This is a genomic window from Streptomyces sp. NPDC029674 (assembly GCF_044903205.1).
In the GTDB taxonomy this organism is placed as follows: Bacteria; Actinomycetota; Actinomycetes; order Streptomycetales; family Streptomycetaceae; genus Streptomyces.
On record NZ_JBJDPY010000001.1, the window covers coordinates 265,766 to 284,653 of the forward strand.

18 protein-coding genes are annotated in these 18,888 nt (G+C 72.5%); 11 read left to right on the plus strand and 7 right to left on the minus strand.

Going from position 1 to position 18,888, the window contains the following annotated elements; translation table 11 throughout:
- The first annotated feature begins 11 nt into the window (after positions 1-11).
- Positions 12-1,172 carry a serine hydrolase domain-containing protein gene (locus ACI2L3_RS01160; RefSeq protein WP_404750198.1) on the plus strand — a complete coding sequence of 387 codons (1,161 nt, stop codon included), beginning with the start codon at positions 12-14 and terminating at the stop codon, positions 1,170-1,172.
- A gap of 66 nt (positions 1,173-1,238) precedes the next feature.
- On the opposite strand, the gene ACI2L3_RS01165 is transcribed toward ACI2L3_RS01160, so the two are convergent.
- Together ACI2L3_RS01165 and ACI2L3_RS01170 are read right to left on the minus strand one after the other, a co-directional pair.
- A complete protein-coding gene (locus ACI2L3_RS01165; RefSeq protein ID WP_404750199.1) occupies positions 1,239-1,667 on the minus strand; it encodes an organic hydroperoxide resistance protein in 429 nt (142 codons plus the stop codon).
- A gap of 81 nt (positions 1,668-1,748) precedes the next feature.
- Positions 1,749-2,780, minus strand: coding sequence for an NADP-dependent oxidoreductase (locus tag ACI2L3_RS01170; RefSeq protein ID WP_404750200.1), 1,032 nt, complete (start codon positions 2,778-2,780; stop codon positions 1,749-1,751).
- Between the two features lie 130 nt (positions 2,781-2,910).
- Between ACI2L3_RS01170 and ACI2L3_RS01175 the strand changes: the two genes are divergently transcribed.
- Positions 2,911-3,363, plus strand: coding sequence for a MarR family winged helix-turn-helix transcriptional regulator (locus ACI2L3_RS01175; RefSeq protein WP_404750201.1), 453 nt, complete (start codon positions 2,911-2,913; stop codon positions 3,361-3,363).
- Positions 3,364-3,369: 6 nt separating this feature from the next.
- Here the strand turns inward: ACI2L3_RS01175 and ACI2L3_RS01180 are convergent, their stop codons facing one another.
- Together ACI2L3_RS01180 and ACI2L3_RS01185 are read right to left on the minus strand one after the other, a co-directional pair.
- Positions 3,370-3,579 carry a DUF397 domain-containing protein gene (locus ACI2L3_RS01180; RefSeq protein ID WP_404750202.1) on the minus strand — a complete coding sequence of 70 codons (210 nt, stop codon included), beginning with the start codon at positions 3,577-3,579 and terminating at the stop codon, positions 3,370-3,372.
- Between the two features lie 11 nt (positions 3,580-3,590).
- On the minus strand, positions 3,591-4,382 hold the full coding sequence (locus ACI2L3_RS01185; protein WP_404750203.1) for a DUF5753 domain-containing protein: 792 nt from the start codon (positions 4,380-4,382) through the stop codon (positions 3,591-3,593).
- A gap of 339 nt (positions 4,383-4,721) precedes the next feature.
- Between ACI2L3_RS01185 and ACI2L3_RS01190 the strand changes: the two genes are divergently transcribed.
- Complete coding sequence (locus ACI2L3_RS01190) at positions 4,722-5,183, plus strand: ATP-binding protein (RefSeq protein ID WP_404750204.1); 462 nt, start codon at positions 4,722-4,724, stop codon at positions 5,181-5,183.
- A gap of 73 nt (positions 5,184-5,256) precedes the next feature.
- Here ACI2L3_RS01190 and ACI2L3_RS01195 read toward each other — a convergent pair whose 3' ends face one another.
- The 3 genes from ACI2L3_RS01195 to ACI2L3_RS01205 all read right to left on the minus strand — a co-directional run bounded on the left by ACI2L3_RS01195 (position 5,257) and on the right by ACI2L3_RS01205 (position 7,818).
- Positions 5,257-6,006: a hypothetical protein gene (locus tag ACI2L3_RS01195; RefSeq protein ID WP_404750205.1), complete on the minus strand. Its 750-nt coding sequence runs from the start codon at positions 6,004-6,006 to the stop codon at positions 5,257-5,259.
- Between the two features lie 201 nt (positions 6,007-6,207).
- On the minus strand, positions 6,208-7,449 hold the full coding sequence (locus ACI2L3_RS01200; RefSeq protein ID WP_404750685.1) for a helix-turn-helix domain-containing protein: 1,242 nt from the start codon (positions 7,447-7,449) through the stop codon (positions 6,208-6,210).
- A gap of 216 nt (positions 7,450-7,665) precedes the next feature.
- Positions 7,666-7,818: a hypothetical protein gene (locus ACI2L3_RS01205; RefSeq protein WP_404750206.1), complete on the minus strand. Its 153-nt coding sequence runs from the start codon at positions 7,816-7,818 to the stop codon at positions 7,666-7,668.
- A 226-nt stretch (positions 7,819-8,044) separates the two neighbouring features.
- Between ACI2L3_RS01205 and ACI2L3_RS01210 the strand changes: the two genes are divergently transcribed.
- From ACI2L3_RS01210 to ACI2L3_RS01245, 8 genes are all read left to right on the plus strand, one after another.
- Complete coding sequence (locus ACI2L3_RS01210) at positions 8,045-9,079, plus strand: DUF3068 domain-containing protein (protein ID WP_404750207.1); 1,035 nt, start codon at positions 8,045-8,047, stop codon at positions 9,077-9,079.
- 226 nt (positions 9,080-9,305) lie between these two features.
- Entirely contained in the window at positions 9,306-10,505 is a 1,200-nt protein-coding gene (locus ACI2L3_RS01215; protein ID WP_404750208.1) for a glycosyltransferase family 4 protein, read from the plus strand.
- Complete coding sequence (locus ACI2L3_RS01220) at positions 10,502-11,221, plus strand: class I SAM-dependent methyltransferase (RefSeq protein WP_404750209.1); 720 nt, start codon at positions 10,502-10,504, stop codon at positions 11,219-11,221. The genes ACI2L3_RS01215 and ACI2L3_RS01220 overlap by 4 nt, the downstream gene beginning before the upstream one ends.
- Positions 11,218-15,609 (plus strand): DUF3367 domain-containing protein, encoded by a 4,392-nt coding sequence (locus ACI2L3_RS01225; RefSeq protein ID WP_404750210.1) that lies wholly within the window; start codon positions 11,218-11,220, stop codon positions 15,607-15,609. The genes ACI2L3_RS01220 and ACI2L3_RS01225 overlap by 4 nt, the downstream gene beginning before the upstream one ends.
- Entirely contained in the window at positions 15,606-17,003 is a 1,398-nt protein-coding gene (locus tag ACI2L3_RS01230; protein WP_404750211.1) for a condensation protein, read from the plus strand. Before ACI2L3_RS01225 ends, ACI2L3_RS01230 begins: the two co-directional genes overlap by 4 nt.
- Positions 17,000-17,737, plus strand: coding sequence for a class I SAM-dependent methyltransferase (locus tag ACI2L3_RS01235; RefSeq protein WP_404750212.1), 738 nt, complete (start codon positions 17,000-17,002; stop codon positions 17,735-17,737). Before ACI2L3_RS01230 ends, ACI2L3_RS01235 begins: the two co-directional genes overlap by 4 nt.
- A gap of 14 nt (positions 17,738-17,751) precedes the next feature.
- Positions 17,752-18,660: a hypothetical protein gene (locus ACI2L3_RS01240; RefSeq protein WP_404750213.1), complete on the plus strand. Its 909-nt coding sequence runs from the start codon at positions 17,752-17,754 to the stop codon at positions 18,658-18,660.
- Positions 18,657-18,884, plus strand: coding sequence for a Trm112 family protein (locus ACI2L3_RS01245; RefSeq protein WP_404750214.1), 228 nt, complete (start codon positions 18,657-18,659; stop codon positions 18,882-18,884). Before ACI2L3_RS01240 ends, ACI2L3_RS01245 begins: the two co-directional genes overlap by 4 nt.
- The last annotated feature ends 4 nt before the right edge of the window (positions 18,885-18,888 follow it).

Genomic DNA, 18,888 nt, shown 5'->3' on the forward strand with positions numbered 1-18,888 from the left:
GTTCCGCCGCCATGACCCGTGAGATCCGAGTAGAGGGCACGGTCGCCGACGGATACGAGGCGGTGCGCGAGGAGTTCACCGCCGTACTCGCCAACGAGCTGCCCGGGTACGAGGGCCAGCTGGCTGCCTCCGTGCGGGGACGCACGGTCGTCGACCTCTGGGTGGGCCCGGACGTCACGGGCGAGAGCCTCTACGGCGTCTACTCCTCCACCAAGGGCGCCGCGCACCTCGTCGTGGCCCTGCTCGTCCAGGACGGGGTCCTGGAGCTGGACCGGCCGGTCGCCGCGTACTGGCCGGAGTTCGCCGCCGAGGGCAAGGGCGCGGTGACCCTGCGGGAGCTGCTCGCGCACCGGGTGGGCGTGGTGGGCGCCTCCGCCGGCTTCTCTCCGGAGGAGCTCGCCGACGACCGGGCGGTCGCCGCGCGCCTGGCCGCGCAGCGCCCCTTCTGGCGCCCGGGGACCGCCTTCGGCTACCACGCGTTCTCCATCGGGGCCCTCGCCGGGGAAGTCGTGTTCCGCGCCACCGGACGGACCCTGAAGGAGGTGTACGAGGAACGAGTGCGCGCCCCGTACGGGCTCGACTTCTTCCTGGGTCTGCCCGAGGAGCACGAGGGGCGGTTCCGCTCCGTGCAGCCGATGGCGCCCACGGCCGAGCAGGCGGCGCTGCTCGACGCGGCGCCGCCACAGCCGCAGACCCTCGCCGCCATCGCCTTCAACCGCAACGCCCCCGAGCCCACCGACCTGGAGTCGGTGCCCAACTCCCGTCTCCTGCGCGCCCAGGGGCCCGCTTCGATCGGCGGTGTGGCGTCCGCGCGCGGCCTCGCCGGGATGTACGCGGCGGCGGTCTTCGGCGTCGACGGCCGGGAGCCGCTGCTGCGGGCGGACACGGTCGCCGAGTTCGGGCAGGTCCAGTCGGTCGGGCACGACCTGGTGGCCGGCGCCTTCAAGGCGTTCGCGGTCGGCTTCCAGGCGACGTCCGTGGCCGTGTACCCGTTCCTGGGCGCCGGGACCATCGGGCACAGCGGCGCGGGCGGCTCCCAGGCGTTCGCCGATCCGCGCGGCGGGCTCGCGTACGGGTACACGCGGCGGCGGTTCGCGTTCCCGGGCGGCCCCGCCGCCGAGAACGAGCGGCTCGTGCGGGCTCTGCACGAGGCGGCGCTGGCCACCGGCTGAACAGGGATACGACGGAGGGCCGCACCCCTGGTCAGGGGTGCGGCCCTCACATACGGCCCGGAGAGGTCAGGCGACCTCGAGCTCGACCTTGATGTTGCCGCGCGTGGCGTTCGAGTACGGGCACACCTGGTGCGCCTTCTCGACCAGGGACTGCGCGGTGGCCGCGTCCACGTTCGGGATGGAGGCGGTGATCGCGACCTCCAGGCCGAAGCCGCCGGACTCGTTCTGGCCGATGCCGACCTTGGCGGTCACGGTGGAGCCGGAGATGTCGGCGTTCTCCTTGCGGGCGACCACGCCGAGGGCGCCCTGGAAGCAGGCGCTGTAGCCGGCCGCGAAGAGCTGCTCGGGGTTGGTGCCCGCGCCGCTGCCGCCCATCTCCTTCGGCGGGTTCACGACGACGTCGAGCTTGCCGTCGTCGCTGGCCACACGGCCGTCGCGGCCGTTCTCCGCGGTGGCTACGGCGGTGTACTTGACGTCGATCTTCTGGATGGACATACCTGCTCATTCCTCCTGAGATGTGACGTGGCGCGCGCCCACAACCACGGTTTCTGGAATCACTTTATCGGATGCCGGAAATCACGCGAGGGAGACGATCATCTTTCCGGTGTTCTCGCCGCGGAGCATGCCGAGGAACGCGTCCACACCGTTCTCGACGCCCTCGACGACCGTCTCGCGGTACTTGAGCTCGCCGGAGCGGATCCAGCCGCCGACCTCGCGGACGAACTGGGGCTGGAGGTCGTTGTGGTCCTGCACGAGCATGCCCGTCAGCCGCAGGCGCTTGCCGATGACCAGGGCGAGGTTGCGCGGGGCCGGGTTCGGCTCCTTGTCGTTGTAGCTGGAGATCATGCCGCAGATGGTGACGCGGCCGTGCACGTTCAGGCGGCTGATGGCGGCCTCCAGGTGCTCGCCGCCGACGTTGTCGAAGTAGACGTCGATGCCGTCGGGGGCGGCGTCCTTGAGCTGCTCGGCGACCGGCTTGTCGTCCTTGTAGTTGAAGGCGGCGTCGAAGCCGTACTCCTCGACGAGGAGCTTCACCTTGTCGTCGGAGCCCGCCGAGCCGATGACGCGCGAGGCGCCCTTGAGCTTGGCGATCTGGCCGACCTGGCTGCCCACGGCACCGGCCGCGCCCGAGACGAAGACGGCGTCGCCCTCCTTGAAGGAGGCCACTTCGAGCAGCCCGGCGTACGCGGTCATGCCCGGCATACCGAGCACGCCGAGGTAGGCGGAGAGCGGGGCGGCCTCCGGGTCGACCTTCGTGGCGTGCTGGGCCGGTACGGAGGCGTACTCGCGCCAGCCCGCGAAGTGCAGGACGTGGTCGCCGACGGCGAAGCCCTCGGCGTTCGAGGCGATGACCTCGCCGACCGCGCCGCCCTCCATGGGGCGGTCGAGCTGGAACGGCGGGACGTACGACTTCACGTCGTTCATCCGGCCCCGCATGTACGGGTCCACGGAGAAGTGCAGGTTGCGGACCAGGACGCGGCCCTCGGCCGGGGCCTCGACGGGGGCCTCGCGCAGCGCGAAGTCCTCCGGGACCGGCCAGCCGGACGGGCGCCGCACGAGGTGCCATTCGCGGCTGACGGAGGGGAGCTGGTCGGGGGTGACGGACATGTGGGGCGTCCTCCTACTGCGTCGTACGGACCGCCGCGCTGCGAAACGCGTCGCGGAAATGCTTGAGGTTGTTAAACAACCATGCTCCTGAATATTTCACGATGTCAAGTAACCCGGTAGCCTGGTCGCCATGGCCGACCAGAGTCCCCCTCCTCGCGTCCCCCGCGCCGACCCGCTGACACTCGAAGTCGTCGAGCTCATCGGCACGGTTGTGGCTCGCTACCACGAGGAATACGAGGAGGCGGCCGCCGGGCACGCACTGACCGGGGCGCAGGCGCGCGTCCTGGGGCTGCTCTCCCTCGAACCTATGCCCATGCGGCGCATCGCGCAGAAGCTGAAGTGCGAGCCGTCCAACATCACGGGGATCGTGGACCGGCTGGAGGCGCGTGGCCTGGTGGAGCGGCGCCCCGACCCGGCCGACCGCCGCGTGAAGCTGGCGGCACCCACGGCCGAGGGCACCGTGGTGGCGCGCGGCCTGCGCGACTCCCTGAACTTCGCCCGCGAGCCGCTGGGCCGCCTCTCCCACGAGGAGCGGGAGACCCTGCGGGAACTGCTGCGGAGGATGCTGGGCACGGAGGGCTAGAGGACCTCAGCAGGCCCGACGGGCGGGTGTGACGTGGCCGCCTTTGAGGGCAGCCAGGAGGGCGTGGAGTTGCGGTGCGCCTGTACTGAGGGCAGTGGTGGGAGCGTCGCTTTCGCGGAGGTGTATCGCTGTCGTCGTGGCGGCGAGTTCGACGCAGTTGTCGCCGTCGCCTCCGCCGGAGAATGTCGACTTCTGCCAGTTGAGGGCGTTGGGCACGGTGGCACCTTTCACAGTTCGCGGATGATGCGGGTGATGAAGTCCCGCGAGGACTCGGGGGTGAGCGCGCTGCCCGCGACACGTGCGTAGCGCGCCTGGTACCGCGTCATCCTTGCCTCCCCATCCAGGAATTGCGCGCCATGCGCGGTGTCGATCTGCACCGTGTCCAGCTGCGGGACCGGACCGTGCGCATACAGCATCGAGTACCCCGCGCCGGCGAAGTCCTCGCTGGCGAAAGGTACGACGCACACGGTCACGTGGTCCGATTCGGAACGGTCGAGGATGTGCTCCAACTGCGCGCGGGCCGTTTTGCGGCCACCAACCCTGATGCGTAGCGCGGCCTCGTGAATCACCGCTTCGTACGGGGTCGGGGATGGGCCCGAGATGACTTGCTGACGTGCCGTGCGGAAGGCTACGTGGGCTTCCTGCCCCTCGCTGGGCCGGGTCGGCAGCACGTACCGGAATGCGGCCCGCATATGGCCCTCGGTCTGCAACAGGCCGGGGATGTGCGCCACTTCGAAGGTCTGGAGCCTGGAGGCATGATGCTCCAGCTCCGCCAGGTCGAGACCGGTGGGGGCCACAACCTCGCGGTACTTCTCCCACCAGCCTTTGCCGCGCTCCAAGGACATGGCGACCAATGCGTCGACGTACGCACCGTCTTGGCAGGCGCAGTGCGCGGCCAGTTGCCGGATCCGTTCCTCGCTGATGCCGCTGCGCCCGGTCTCCACGGCACTCTGCTGCATCGGATTCGAGCCGAGCAGCGCGGCGGCCGCACGGGCCGTGACGCCCGCGTGTTCGCGCATCTTGCGCAGCTCCCTTCCCAGGCGCTCCTGCCGGGCGGTGGGGGAACTCCTTGGCGGCATTGGCACTTACTCCCAGGTTGATCGGCTGAACGAGTATGCCGCGCCTGCTGCGGGCGAGTCACCGGAAAGAGGGGAAGAGGCGTCATTACCTTGTGCCGTCACTACCTTACGCCTTACCTTCAGTAGCGCACTCGACACCCTGGGTGAGGGCGGCCCCGCGCTGCCTCGAACTCACCCAGGCCCCACGCGAGTTGGAAGCGCACCCGCGGTCCCGCGACCTGCGGGCATTGCCACCTGCTGGCGGCCCCACCCCCGCACCCCTGACGGAGTTGACCTGCCATGCCCAAAACCCTCCCCACCGCCCCGCTCACCCCCGCCTGGCCCCCCGACCCCCAGGTCGCCCCGTACACGTACACCCTCTTCTGTCCGCCCCTGGAGACCTCTCCCCGCATCGCCCGCGACTTCGTCGCCTCCGTCCTTCGCTCCCGGCGGCTCGACGGCCTCGTCGACTCCGCTGCCCTCTGCACGTCCGAACTGGTCACCAACGCCTGCGTGCACGCCGTGGGCGTGGGGTCGCTGGTGTGGCTCTCCGTCGTGGCGTCGGGCGTGCGCGTCACCGTGTACGACGGGGCGCCCGACGACCTGCCGGTCATGCGCGAGGGCTACGACGCCGAGTCCGGGCGTGGGCTCTGGCTCGTCGATGCCATGAGTGGGGGGCGCTGGGGGAGCGGGCCCGGGGCGCCCTTCGGGGGTGGGGGCGCCCGGACGGGCAAGGGGGTCTGGTTCGAACTGCGGACGTAATCGGCGCCATGGAATTGGCGCCACGGAATTGGCGCCAGGCGTCGCGGGCCCGGACCGATCCAAAAGACACGCCCTAGGTGCACCACCACAGGAAGCGGTCGCACTCCCTCGTCGGGGACGGCTCCGGGGTCGGGGTGGGCTTCGGGGCCTCGGTGGCGGGCGGGGCCGCGGTCGGACGTGGTGCGTCCGGGGTGCCCGCCGGGGGCGGGGTCGCCGAGGGCTGCGCCGGCCGCCCGTCGCCGGCCTCCCCGGCCTGCCCCGCCCCGTCCTCGCCGTCGTCCTCGTCCCCGCCCTCGCCCGCGCCGCTCTCGCGGGCCTTCTTCCGCTTCTCCCTCTCGGCGTCCTTCGCCTGCTCGCTCTCGCTCGCCGGGGCCGTCCCCGTGGCCACCGCATCTGTCGCCGACGCGCTGCCGCCCGGCGCCGCGGTGCCCGTCACGGACGCGCTCTCCCCCGGGTCGCCATCGGGGGCGGACGCGGCCGTGGGCTGCTCCGACGGGCCCGCGGTGCCCAGTTCGGCGAGGCTCAGGCCACCGGCCGCGAGCGCGACGCCCGCGGTGACGAGGAGGAGCGTGCGGCGCCTGCGCCGGTGTGCGGCGCGACCGCGCTCCCTGCGGCGGGTGCGACCGCGGGCACGGCCTCCGGTCCGGCCCCCGTCTCGGGGCGCATCCGAATCCTCGTCGTACGCGCCGCCGTCCCGGCCATCAGGGCCATCTTCGGCGGTGAGCGACCGCGTGTACTCCCGGCCCGCTTCGGCCGGAGTCCCGCACCCCGGGCAGGCGAGGGCTCCGTTGAGGTGCCTGCGGCACGGGTGGCAGTAGTCCATGAGGCTTGGAGGCTAGGCGCCGTCCGGGTGACTGCGAAACCCGCCACTGTGAAAGTTGTGTGCGGAATATACAACTCCGGCGTGGCGGCCTTGCCGGGTGATGGCGGCGTCCGGAGCCGGGAGTATGGGCGCCTGGGGCCACTCGTCCGGATCAGGCCGGCTGGAGGGCCCGCCACGCCGGGCTGATCCGAAAGACACGCCCTAGCCCCGCCCCAGCTGCCCCCTCAGCCTGCGTGCCCGCAGCACCAGTTCCAGTTCGAAGCGGCGGTCCGGGTCGTCCACCTCGTCGCCCCAGAGTTCCCTTATCTGGCGGAGGCGGTAGCGGACCGTCTGCGGGTGGACTCCCAGGCGTGCGGCCACCTCGGGGGCGCCGCCGCGGGTCTCCAGCCAGGCCAGGAGGGTCTCGGCGAGGCGGCGGCCGTGCGCGGGGCCGCAGTGTTCCAGGGGGGCCAGACAGCGGCGGGCCAGGTCCTCGATGAGCTCCTCGGGCTGCAGCAGCACCAGCGCCTCGGTGTGCTCCGTGCAGTGCAGCACCTCACCGGAGGGCAGCAGTCCGCGCTCCATCAGGCGCACCGCCGCCTCCGCCCAGCGCAGCGACTTCGCGGCGTCGGCCAGGGCGACGGGCGGGCCGATGGCGCCGGACCAGCCGGTCATGGCGCGGCGCAGGAGTTCGGGCCGGCCCGCCGCGTCGGGGTCGGGCACCACCATGCGGGGCTGCTCGGCCTCCATGTCGAGCAGGACGCCCTCGCCGACGGCGGGGGCGACGGCCTCCCGGGCGGGGCGCAGCAGGACGCCGACGGCGACGCGTTCGGGGAGCTGCCAGCCGACGCGGGCGGCGCGCTCACCGAGGGCGTTGCCGAGGGGTGCGGTCTTGCCGCCGGACGCCGGACCGGAGCCGGGCCCGTGCGAGAGGCTCGCCGTGCTGTCGGAGCGGCGCTCGCTCAGCAGCAGCTCCATCAACTTGCGTTGCAGCCGAAGCCGTTCGCCCGCCTCGCGGGCCGCGGCCTCCGCGTATCCGCGTACGGACTGGTCGACCAGTCCGTCCAGGTACTCGAAGCCCGACTCGGCGAGTTCGTACATGGCCGGGGGCGGGATCTCTATCTGCTGGCCGATCTCGGCGAGGCGGCGCCAGGCCAGCCGTACGCCCAGGCGGTAGATCGCCTGGAGCGAGTCGAGGCTGCGGCCGTGCAGGCCCTCGCCGCGGCCGAACTCCTGGAAGACCTCCAGGTGGTAGCGCGGCCGGCCCTCCTGGGATGCCAGTTGCTGGACGAAGCCCTCCAGGGCGCGGCGGATGCCGACCAGCGCCATCGGCTCGCCCGAGTCGTCGAGGACGACGGGCAGGCCGGGGTATTCGGCGCGGATCTCGCGCAGGATGTCCTGGGCGAGGGCGGGCACCTCCTCCAGGGCGAGGGCGGCGAACTCCCGCACCTGCCGGGGCGGCACGTCGCGCCAGGCCGAGCGGTGCGGGGAGGGGGACGGAGACGGGGACGGGGACGGGGACGGGGACGGGGACGGAGGAGTGGGCTCCGGCAGGGGGGCGTCGGGCAGCGGCGTCTCAGCCGGTGGCCCGGCCGCCGTATCCGGAGTCCGGTCGTCCGGGAAGCTGTCGTCGGCCGTCCGGTCGCCGGACGGCTGAGCGCGGGTCACGGCCACCGTCGCTCACTGCCCCCGCGCCGGTGTCTCGTAATGCACGAGCGGCGTGTTGGGCTGGTCCGGTGTGGCGCCGAGGAGCGCGACGATGCCGAGCGCCGCGCCCACGGCGAGGAGCGCCGCGGCGGCGACGGTGAGTGAAGCGGCGAGCAGTCGGTGCATTGCGAGGGTCAGCCTCTCTGTCGGAGGTCGTCCCCACCCCGGGGCGCAGGCCGTCGGCCGGTCGTGAAGCTCCGGCCACGAAGTCCTGGTCGCACAGCCCGTGCCGGCCCCGTCCGGCAAGTGCTCAGTGTCATCAATGCATTGACACTTCGTCAAGGGTGCGCCTACGGTTCCCGGCCCATACGGCTCAGTAACACTTCTCCCGCCTCAGCCCAGGAGTGACCTCATGCGCCGCACCGCCTCACCTCTGTCGCTGATCCTTCTCGGGCTCGGCGCGTTTCTTCTGGTCCTCGCGCCGATGCTGGCCTGGTACGTCGAGCCGCGCGCGAAACGTACGCCCGTGGACATCGACACCGTCACGGTCTTCAAGGGCAAGGGGAGTTACTTCGACACCGGAAAAATCAAGACCGTTCATGACAAGAACCTCACCATCACCCGGCAGGTCCGCGGCGATGTCGCGGACAGCGACAGCGACCGGGCCGTCTGGGACGTGGTGACATCCGTCGACCCGGACAAGTCGCTGCCCGCCGCCAGCCCGCACGACGCGCTCCAGTGGACCAAGGAACGCTGGGTCACCGACCGGAAGACCAACAGGCCCGTGCACTGCTGCGACGAGGAGCCGTACTTCGAGGGCGAGGCCTATCTGAAGTTCCCCTTCGACGTCGAGAAGCGGTCCTACCGCTGGTGGGACAACACGCTGGGCGCGACCGTGCCGCTCACCTACCGGGGCACGAAGAAGATCCAGGGATACGAGGGTTACCGCTTCACGGCCACCGTGAAGGCCACCAAGACCGGCACGCGCCAGGTGCCGGGGCGGATGGTCGGTCAGCCGAGGAAGAGCCAGGTCATCGCGGACGAGTACTACGCCAACCACGGCATCGAGCTCGTCGCGGACCGGCGCACCGGCCGGATCATCTACGCCGCGATCGGGCCCCGCAAGACGCTGCGCGCGCCGGGCTCGGACAAGGACGCGACGGTGCTGCTCGACAGCGAGCGGATCGCGTTCACGCCGGCCACGCAGAAGGCCCAGGTGAAGCTCGCGGACGACGACAGCAGCCGTCTGGAACTGGTCGGCGAGACGCTTCCGCTCGGTGCGGGCGTCCTTGGCGGGGTACTCGCGGTGGCGGGTGTCGTGCTCGTCGCGCGGGGACGGCGGCGTGACGACGGGGCGAACGGTCCCGGAAGGCACGGTGAATCGGCGGAGCCCGAGAGTCCGAATCCGGACGCGTCACCGACCGCCCTGCAACCCACCACGATGTGATGAGACGTCAGCCCTTGAAAGCGCAAAAATTGTCACTTCGGTGAGTAGCCGCGCGGTACGGGGCGGCGAAAACTATCCACCCCCACCCACGCACAGCCCCGCACCGCCCGAGCACAGCCCCGCACCACCCCGCACGCCCCCCGTATGACCCTCGCAGAACCAGCAGGACCGTTCCGCCCGACCGGACCCCCCACAGTTCCGCACCCTGAGACGAGTTGGAGCACGCATGCCCCAGCACGTACCGTCCTCGCTGCGCGCGGCCACCCCACGCCGCGCGGAGCGGATTCCGGCGCCTCCCCCACAGCCGCGCCGGATCGTCTTCCTCGCCCACCGCGACCTCGGCAATCCGGCCGCGGGGGGCTCCGAACTCCTCGTCGACCGGCTCGCCGACGGGCTCAGCAAGCTGGGCCACCAGGTGACCCTGCTGTGCGGCGGGCCCGCCGCGTACCGCGACTACCGCGTGGTGTCCGCCGGCAGCGACCTCGGCCACTACGTACGGGCCCGCTCGGCGTTCACCCGGCAGGTCGGCGACTGCGACCTGCTCGTCGAGGTCTGCAACGGCATGCCGTACCTGGCGCCGCTGTGGCACCACGGGCCCACCCTCTGCCTGGTCAACCACGTCCACACCGATCTGTGGGGGATGCGCTTCCAGGGCGCCCTCGCCCCCGCGGCGCGGCTCGGCCGGAGGCTGGAGCACTGGGCGCTGTCCGGCGCCCAGCGCGGAAACCTCCTGGTGGCCGTGTCGCCGTCGACCGCCACGGCGCTGCGGGCGATCGGTGTCGAGCGCGAGCGCATCCGCATCGTGCACAACGGCGTCGAGGAGCCGGGCCCGCTGCACGCCCGCTCCGACGAACCGCTGTTCCTCGCGATGGGACGGCTCGTCGAGTACAAGCGCATCGATCTCCTGCTGCGGCTCTGGGAACGGGTCAGACCCGTCACGGGCGGCCGTCTCGTGATCGTGGGCGACGGTCCCGAGCGCGCCCGCCTCGAACAACTCGCCGGTCCTGGCGTGGAGTTCAAGGGGCACGTCTCCGAGGCCGAGAAGCACCGGCTGCTCTGTGAGGCTTGGATGCTGCTCCACCCGTCGGCGGTGGAGGGCTGGGGTCTCGTCATCACCGAGGCGGCGACCCGCTCGACACCCTCGATCGGCTTCGACGTGCCGGGGGTGCGGGACTCCGTCGAGGACGGCGTGACCGGGCTCCTCGCCCGCGGCGAGAGCTCCTTCGCCGCCGCCTGGTGCACCCTTGCCCTCAGCGCCGAGCGCCGCAGATCCCTCGGCAAGGCCGCCGGTGAGCGGGCCACGCAGTTCCGCTGGGGCAACACGGTGCGGCAGTTCCAGGCGGTGGCGGCCGAGGCGGTCGCCGCCCACCACGCCCCCGGAATGCCCCAGGGACCCGCGGCCGGAATACCCCAGGGGTCTGCGTGAAGGACCCCTCGCTGCGCCGTTCCGCCACCCTCTTCCGGGCCTTCCTGCGCGAGCAGCGGGAGCCCGAGCGGTGCTACACCCTCCTCGCCCGGGACGCCGCCGACCAGGTCGAGGCGTACGTACCGGTGAAGGACCGCGTCGTCGTCGACATCGGCGGCGGGGGCGGCTACTTCACCGAGGAGTTCCGGCGGCGCGGCGCGCGGTGCTTCCTCTTCGAGCCGGACCCGGCCGAGCTGGGGGCCAAGCCGCCGGAGGGTTCGGTGGTGGCCGACGGGTATCTGCTGCCGCTGGCGGACGGCGTCGCCGACGTGACGTTCTCCTCGAACGTCCTTGAGCACGTCGACGACCCGCAGACATTTCTGAGCGAGATGGTCCGGGTCACCAGGCCCGGCGGACTGATCTATGTCTCGTTCACCAACTGGCTCTCCCCGTGGGGCGGGCACGAGTGGGCGCCCTGGCACTATCTGGGCGCCGACCGGGCCCGCGCCCGCTATGAACGGCGTACCGGTAAGGCCGCGAAGCACACGCTCGGCGAGAACCTCTTCGCCCATCACGTCGGCACGACCCTGCGCCAGGTGCGCGGCCGCGACGACGTGGACATCGTGTCGGCGCGCTCGCGCTACTGGCCCTTCCTGGCCGGGGCGATCACCAAGGTGCCGGGTGTGCGCGAGATCGCGACCTGGAATCTCCTTCTCATTCTCAGGCGGTGTCCATGACCACGGTCCAGGCCCCACCCCCGGCGGCCGCGAGACCCACGACCGATGCCCCTGAACCCTCGCGGGGGCCGCGTTCGCGGCGCTGGCTGCTCGGGTTCTGGGCCGTGGTGTTCGTGCTGTTCCTCGCGGTGAAACCGGGGCGGATGACGTTCGACACCAAGCTCGGTGTCGCCGTCGACCCCTGGCAGTTCCTCTCCGACCTGGGACAGCTCTGGCACGACCGGGGCGGCTTCGGCGGCATCCAGGACCAGTACGTCGGCTACGTCTTCCCGATGCTGCCGTTCTACGGTCTGGCCGATCTGGTGCAGCTGCCGGTGTGGCTGGCCGAGCGGCTGTGGCTGTCGCTGATCGTGGCGGCGGCGTTCTGGGGCGCGCTGCGGCTCGCCGAGCGGCTCGGCATCGGCAGCCGGCCCAGCAGGCTGCTCGGCGCGGTGGTGTACGCGCTGTGGCCGACGTTCACCGTCGTGGTCGGGTCGACGTCGGCGGCCGCGCTGCCCGGCGCGGTGCTGCCGTGGGTGCTGCTGCCGCTCGCCGACGAGCGGATCAGCGCGCGGCTCGCCGCGTGCCGCTCGGCGCTGATCATCCCGTTCATGGGCGGCGTGAACGCGGCGGCGACGCTCGCCTCGCTGCTGCCCGTGGGTCTCTATCTCCTCTCCCGGCCGAACGGCCCGCGCAAGCGGAAGCTGATCACCTGGTGGGTGCCGGGCGTCATCCTGGCCACGGCCTGGTGGGTCGTACCGCTGCTGATGCTCGGCATCTACGGCGAGAACTTCCTGCCCTACGTGGAGAATTCGGCCACCACGACCGGCACGATGTCGGCGACCGAGACGCTGCGCGGCGCCGGGAACTGGGTGGCGTATCTGCACTTCGGCGAGGCCTGGCTGCCCGCGGGGTGGACGGTGGCGACGGCCGTCGTGACGATCGTCTGCTCGGCGCTCGCGGCGGCGCTCGGCCTCGCGGGCCTGGCGCGGCGCGATCTGCCGGAGCGGCGCTGGCTGGTCCTGACGGTCCTTTCCGTCGCCCTGATCACGCTGGCCGGGTACGGCGGCGCGTTCGGCGCGCCCTTCCACGACACCGTCCAGTCCTGGCTGAACGGCGGCCTCGTGCCGTTCCGCAACATCTACAAGTTCCAGACGGGCCTCGCGCTCGCGCTGGTCTTCGGGCTGATGCATCTGGTGGGCGTGGCCTCCCTGGCGCGCGGTGCCAGGCCGGTGCGCGGGCGGCGGTACGCGCCACTGATCGCCGCCGTCCTCGTGCTGCCCGGCCTCGCCTGGCCGTACCTCAACGGCTCGATCCTGCAGCCCGGTTCGTTCCAGAAGCTGCCGACGTACTGGCAGGCGACGGCCGACTGGCTGGAGAAGTACTCCCCCGACTCCCGTGCCCTCGTCGTCCCTGCGACCGCGCACGGCATCTACACCTGGGGCTCGCCCATCGACCAGCCCCTGGACGTGCTCGCCGACTCGCGCTGGGCGCAGCGCGACTACGTGCCGTTCGGCACGCCGGGCAACCGCCGCGCGATGGACGCGGTCGAGCAGGCGCTGATGACCGGCGGCCAAGTGCCGGGCCTGCGCGACTACTTGACGCGCGCCGGTCTCTACTACGTCGTCGTACGCAACGACCTCGACCCCGACCAGGTCGGCCACGTCCCCTCCTCGACCGTGAAGCGCACCCTGGAGGAGTCGGGCTTCCGCCGCGTCACGGGCCTCGGCCCGACGACGACCGGCGGGAAGATCGAGGACGACACCCCGATCCAGGTCGAGGGGCTCTATCCGCGCCAGCGCGCGGTCGAGATCTACGCTCCCGGCAAGGGCGCCGAGCGCCCCGGCCAGGCGGGCCTGAAGCCGGTCTCCAACACGGCGGTCGTCAGCGGCGGCCCGGAAGCCCTGCTTCCACTCTCCGCCGACCCGTCGATGCGGGACCGCCCGGCCGTCCTGACCGGCGACAACCACCCGGGCGTCGGGGCGCCGGCCCTGCAAGCGGTCGGCGACGGCCTGCGCCGCGCCGACACCCGCTTCGGCCTGGTCAACTCCAACACCTCCTACACGTACGGCCGCGACGAGCGGAACGCCGTCGACGCCGTGCAGGACCCGGGCAAGAAGCCGCACCAGATCCTGCCGACCAAGGGCATCGAGCACCAGACGACGGCGGAGCTGCGCGGCGCCAAGTCCGTCTCGGCGTCCAGCTACGGCAACTGGCTCTTCCACCTGCCGCAGTACGACCCGGTGAACGCCTTCGACGGAAACCCGGCCACGGCCTGGGCCGAGGGCAACGCGGGCTCGGCGGACGGCGAGTGGATCAAGGCCGAGTTCCGCTCGAAGGTCACGGTCCCCGCCTCCTTCCGCGTCACGCCGCTGCCGCAGGACGGCGTCCGCTCCGCGCCCACGCGGGTGCGCGTGGAGACCGAGCGGGGCAGCGTCACCAGCGACCTCCGGCCGAACGGCACGGCCCAGCGGATCAAGGCCCGCGCGGGCTCCACCGACTGGATCAAGATCACCATCCTGGACACCGAGGAGGGCCGCCCCGGACTGACCGGCGCGGGCTTCTCGGAGATCAGCATCCCGGACGTGCGCGTCACCAAGCTCCTCCAGATGCCCACGGACGCGGAGAAGTCCACCGACGCCAAGGCGACGACGTACTCCATGCACCGCTCCTCGGACCCCGGCGCCCTGTCGCCGGTGAACGTCGAGGCCGGGCTGCACCGCCGCTTCACGACGACGGGCGAGGCCGCGTACGACTTCAAGGCGAGCGCGGTCGCCGTGCCGGGCGCCGAACTGGACGAGCTGCTCTACAAGGTGGCGCCGGAGCAGGAGCGGCAGATCATCGCCACCGCGGACTCGACGGCGAAGCTGGGCAGCGGTCTTTCGCCCCGCAACCTCACCGACGGTGACCTGACGACGGGGTGGATCGCGGGCTCCGCCGACCGTCCCGTGATCCACCTCAAGTGGCCGGGCAAGCAGCCGGTGGGCGAGATCGTGCTGCCCGCCGCCGGCGGTCTGTCCACCCGTCCCGTCAAGATCGAGATCAGCTCGCCGGACGGCGCGGCGACCGCGGGCGTCGACGAGAACGGCAACGCCCGCTTCGCGCCGATCACCACCGACGAGATGGACATCACCATCACGGAGACCGCCCCGCTGACGGTCCACAACCCGGTGGCGGACAACGACCTCCAGCTGCCCGTGGGCCTCACCGAGGTGTACGTACCGGCGCTCGACGAGTACCGCACCAAGCAGCCCGACCCCGCGGACCGCTTCTCGCTGCCCTGCGGCCAGGGCCCGGTGATGGCGATCGACGGCGAGCTGTACGAGACGAGCGCCAAGGGCAAGGTCCGTGACCTCACCGACCGGCGCCCGGTCGACATCACCCTCTGCCAGGAGGGCGAGAAGTCCCCGGCGATCCGGCTCGGCGCGGGCGCGCACAGCGTGGAGACCGGCGACGCCGGACCGCTCGCCGTCATGGACGCGTCGTTGACCCGCGGCACGCCGGACGCCCCCGACACGACAGCCCGCGAGCTGGAGATCAAGGACTGGCTGGGCGACCGCCGCGAGGTGACGGTCGGCTCGGGAGCGGCCTCGTACCTCACCACGTACGAGAACGTGAACGACGGCTGGAAGGCGACCCTCAACGGCAAGGAGCTCACCTCGGTGCGGCTCGACGGCTGGCAGCAGGGCTGGCTGGTGCCGAACGGCGAGGGCGGCACGGTCAAGCTGACCTACGAGCCGTCGCAGATCTACGAGATCGGGCTGATCCTGGCCGGCGTCGGCGTCCTCGCCCTTGCGGTCCTCGTCGTGGTCCTGTGGCGGCGCCGCGACACCGACACGGACCTCCCGGCCGGACCGCCACCCGCCCCGGGCATCGTCCTCGGCACGGTGGCGCTCACCCTGGTGGCCGCCGTGATCGCGGGCCCCTTCGCCCTGCTGGTCCCGGCACTCGCACTCCTCGCCCGGTGGCGGCACGCGCTCCTGGTGCCGGTCGCGTTCCTGGCGATGGCGGGAGCGGGCGTCGTGGCGGCGACGGGCGCGGGCGACACCGTCTCGGCCGACGAGGGGGCGTTCGGCCACACGGCCCAACTCCTCGCTCTCCTAGCGCTGTTCGCGGCGCTGGTGACGGTGAGGGAGACACGGCAGCGCGCCACGGATACGTTGGAGTACGGCCCGACCCCGCCCTACCCGCCCGCGCCCGGCACCGCCCCCGCGACGCCCCCGCTGCCCCGCCGCAAGCGCGGCGGCCCGGACACCGCACCGGAAGCGCCCCGCCACGACGCGGGCCCGACCGTCTCGGCCCGCGGCCCCGCATCGGCCCAGCCGGAGCCCGCGCCGCCCGGCCGCAGGGCGATGCGCCTCTCGCGCCGCAGGCGAAAGTCCACGACAGGAGAAGGCACCCAGCGATGACCGCACTGGAACACCCGGCACGGCGCGCGGACGGCCCCGGGCGGCCGCCCGCACGCGTGCCGTTCCCCGTCGTCGACGAGGTCTCCCGGCACTGCCTCCAGGAGGAGGAGCCGGAGACCGTGCACATCGAGGTGCACCTGCCGGGCACCCCGGACCCGGACCGCCTCCGGGCCGCCTTCGGCGAGGCCCTGCGCCGCCACCCGCGCATCCTGATGCGGGAGGCGCGGGGCCCCTGGTACCGCCGCCGCTACGAGTGGGAGCTGACGGCGGACCCGGACGTGGAGGTCGTGACGTTCCCGCCCGCCGAACCCGACGCCCTCAAACGGGCCCGCGAACGCGCCCTGGCCGATGCGCCCCCGCTGACCTCCTCGCCCCCGATCCGCCTGGAAGTGGTGACGCCGTCCCCCACCGACGGCACCCCCGCCGCCGCCAGCCGGGGCTCCGTCCTCTTCCTCACCATCAACCACACCGCCCTCGACGGGCCGGCCTGCCTCCGGGTCCTCGCGACGGCCGCCGAGCTCTACGGCGGCCGGGACAACTCACCGGCCGCGCCCCCGTCCCGTACGCCCGCCGGACCGCAGGCGGCACAGGAGCAGCCGCCGCCCGACGCCCCGTCGGGGTGGTCGCCCCCGGCCCGGGTCGCGAAGGGCTCGCCCGAGCCCTCCCCCGGCAACGGCATGCTCGTCGCGGAGCTCCCGGTGCCGCGCCGCCCCAAGGGCTCCCCCTTCACCGTGAACGACCAGCTCATGGTCGCCACCGCGCTGATGATCGCCCACTGGAACCGCGAACACGGCGCCCGGCCCCGCCCCTTCCGCATCACCATGCCCGTCGACGACCGCCCCCGTGACGCCACCATGCCGATCGGCAACGGCACCCGCCTTGTCGAAGTCCCGTTCGGCGCCGACGAATTGGCGTCCCGCGAGTGGACCCCGGAGGCCACCCGCGACCTGCTCCGCCGCACCTCCGAGCGCACCCGCGCCCTCAAGGCCCTGCCCCGCCCCCAGCTCGGCCGCGGCGCCACGCTCCTGACCGCGCCGGTCCTGCCCGTCACCCTCAGGGCCGCCGCCACCCGCGGCCTGCGCAGAGCCGCCGGGCCCTGGACGTCGACGACGCTCCTGAGCAACATCGGCCGCGTCCCGTACACCCTGGACTTCGGCGACGCGGGCCGCGCGCACGCCGTGTGGTTCTCCGCGCCCGCCCGGCTGCCCCGCGGCCTCACCGTCACCACGGCGTCGACGGCGGGCCGCCTGCACCTCGCCCTGCGCTGGTCGAGGACGCTGCTCAGCCACGGCGACGGCGCACACCTGCGCGACCTCTTCGAGCACTACCTGCACGCGACGGAGCACACCGAGTCCGGCGAGCCCTCCGCGAAGAAGGAGGAGGGGCCCAAGTGACCATCACGACCACCAAACGCCCCGCCGGACTCCGGGACTTCTACGAGAACCCGGCCGTCCCCGTCGCGTCCGGCGACGCCCGCAGCCTGCGCCAGGCCCGCCTCCTCGCCGCCGCACTCGGCCCCGCCACCGCCCGCACCGCCACCGTCCTCGACATCGGCTGCGGCGACGGCACGGCCGCGGCGACCGCCGCACCGATACTCGCGGGCCACCGCGTCATCGGCGTCGACTGGTCGCAGGACGCCCTGAAGCGCGCGCACGCCCGCATTCCGTACGTCGTACGCGGCGAACTCTCCGACGGCGGGCTGCCGTTCGCGGACGGGGCGGCCGACGCCGTGCTGTTCAGCGAGGTCGTCGAACACCTCGTCGACCCGGACAGCGCCCTCGACGAGCTGCGAAGGGTGCTGCGGCCGGGCGGGCACCTCATGCTCTCCACCCCCAACCTCGCCGCCTGGTACAACCGCGGCCTGCTTCTCGCCGGCGTACAGCCCGTCTTCTCCGAGGTCAGCCTGCGCGCCATCCACGGCCGCCCGGGCAAGGAGGTCGTGGGCCACCTGCGGCTGTACACGGCCCGCGCCCTGCGCGAGTTCGTCGCCGCCTCCGGCTTCGAGGTCGTACGCCTGTCCGGGGCGCCCTTCCACGGCGTGCCACGCCCGCTGCGCGCCCTCGACCGGCTGGCCTGCGCCGTGCCCAGCGCCGCGTCGATCCTCCTGCTGCACGCCCGAAAGGCCTGACCATGTGGTGGGGCGTGGTTGCGGCGCTGTTCGCGAACCTGCTCTACAGCACCGGCTTCGTCCTGGAGAAACGGGCGCTGACGGCCATGCCGTCGGTCAGCGTCCGCAAGCCCGCGCAGCTCCTGAAGCAGGTGCTCGGGAGCTGGCTGTGGATCGGCGGTTCGCTGGCCCTCGCCGCGGGCTTCGCCGCCCAGCTCGCCGTCTACCGCACGCTGCCCATCGCCGCCGCCCAGGGCATCTTCGTCTCCGGCCTCGTCCTCCTCCTGCTGCTCTCCTCCGTCCTGCTCGGCGAGCGGACCTCGGGCCGCGAGCGGTACGCGGTCGGCGCGATCCTGCTCGCCCTGCTCATGGTGGTCCTGTCGCTCAGCGAGGAGAGCGACACGGTCGGCCGCGGCGCGCCCGTGGCGCTCATCCTCACGGTGTGCCTGCCGTCGCTCGCGGCGGGCGTCTGGCTGTACGGCTCCGCGGAGCGCCGTGCCAGACACCGGCACCGGATGCCGACGGCGGGCGTCGAGTACGGCGTCGCCGTGGGGCTGCTGTACGGCGTGAGCTCGCTGGCCATCAAGGGCGTCTCCAGCTATCTGACGACGGACGACATCGCCGGCGCGCTCGGCGGCCTGCTCCGCTCGCCCTACCCCTACCTGCTGCTGTTCACCGGCGCGTTCGGCCTGGTCATGTCGCAGGCCGCCCTGCAGCGCTGCCGGGCGTCACTGATCGTCCCCGTGTGCACGACGGTGACATCGCTGTTCACGGCGGTGCTCGGCACGCTCGCGTTCGGGGAGGCGCTGCCGCACGAACCGGTGCGCCTCACCCTGCGAATCGCGGGCACCGTCCTCGCCGTGTCCGTGCTCATCGCCATGCCGAAGCACGACGGCACCACTCCCCGACCCTCGACCGCCCCCAAGGAGTTGACCAGCGGATGAACCCCGACGACCCGCTGCTGAAGATCCTCGCGTGCCCGCTCGACAAGGGCCCGCTGCACCTGCTGTCCCCGGAGGAGCCCCTCGTACCGGAGGAGTCGCTGTACAACCCCCGGCTGCGGCGCCGCTATCCCGTCATCGACGGCATACCGCAGCTGCTGCCCTCCTCCGGCGAGCAGGTCCCCGAGGACGAGCACGAACAGCTGCTCAAACGAATGTCCCCGTGACGAG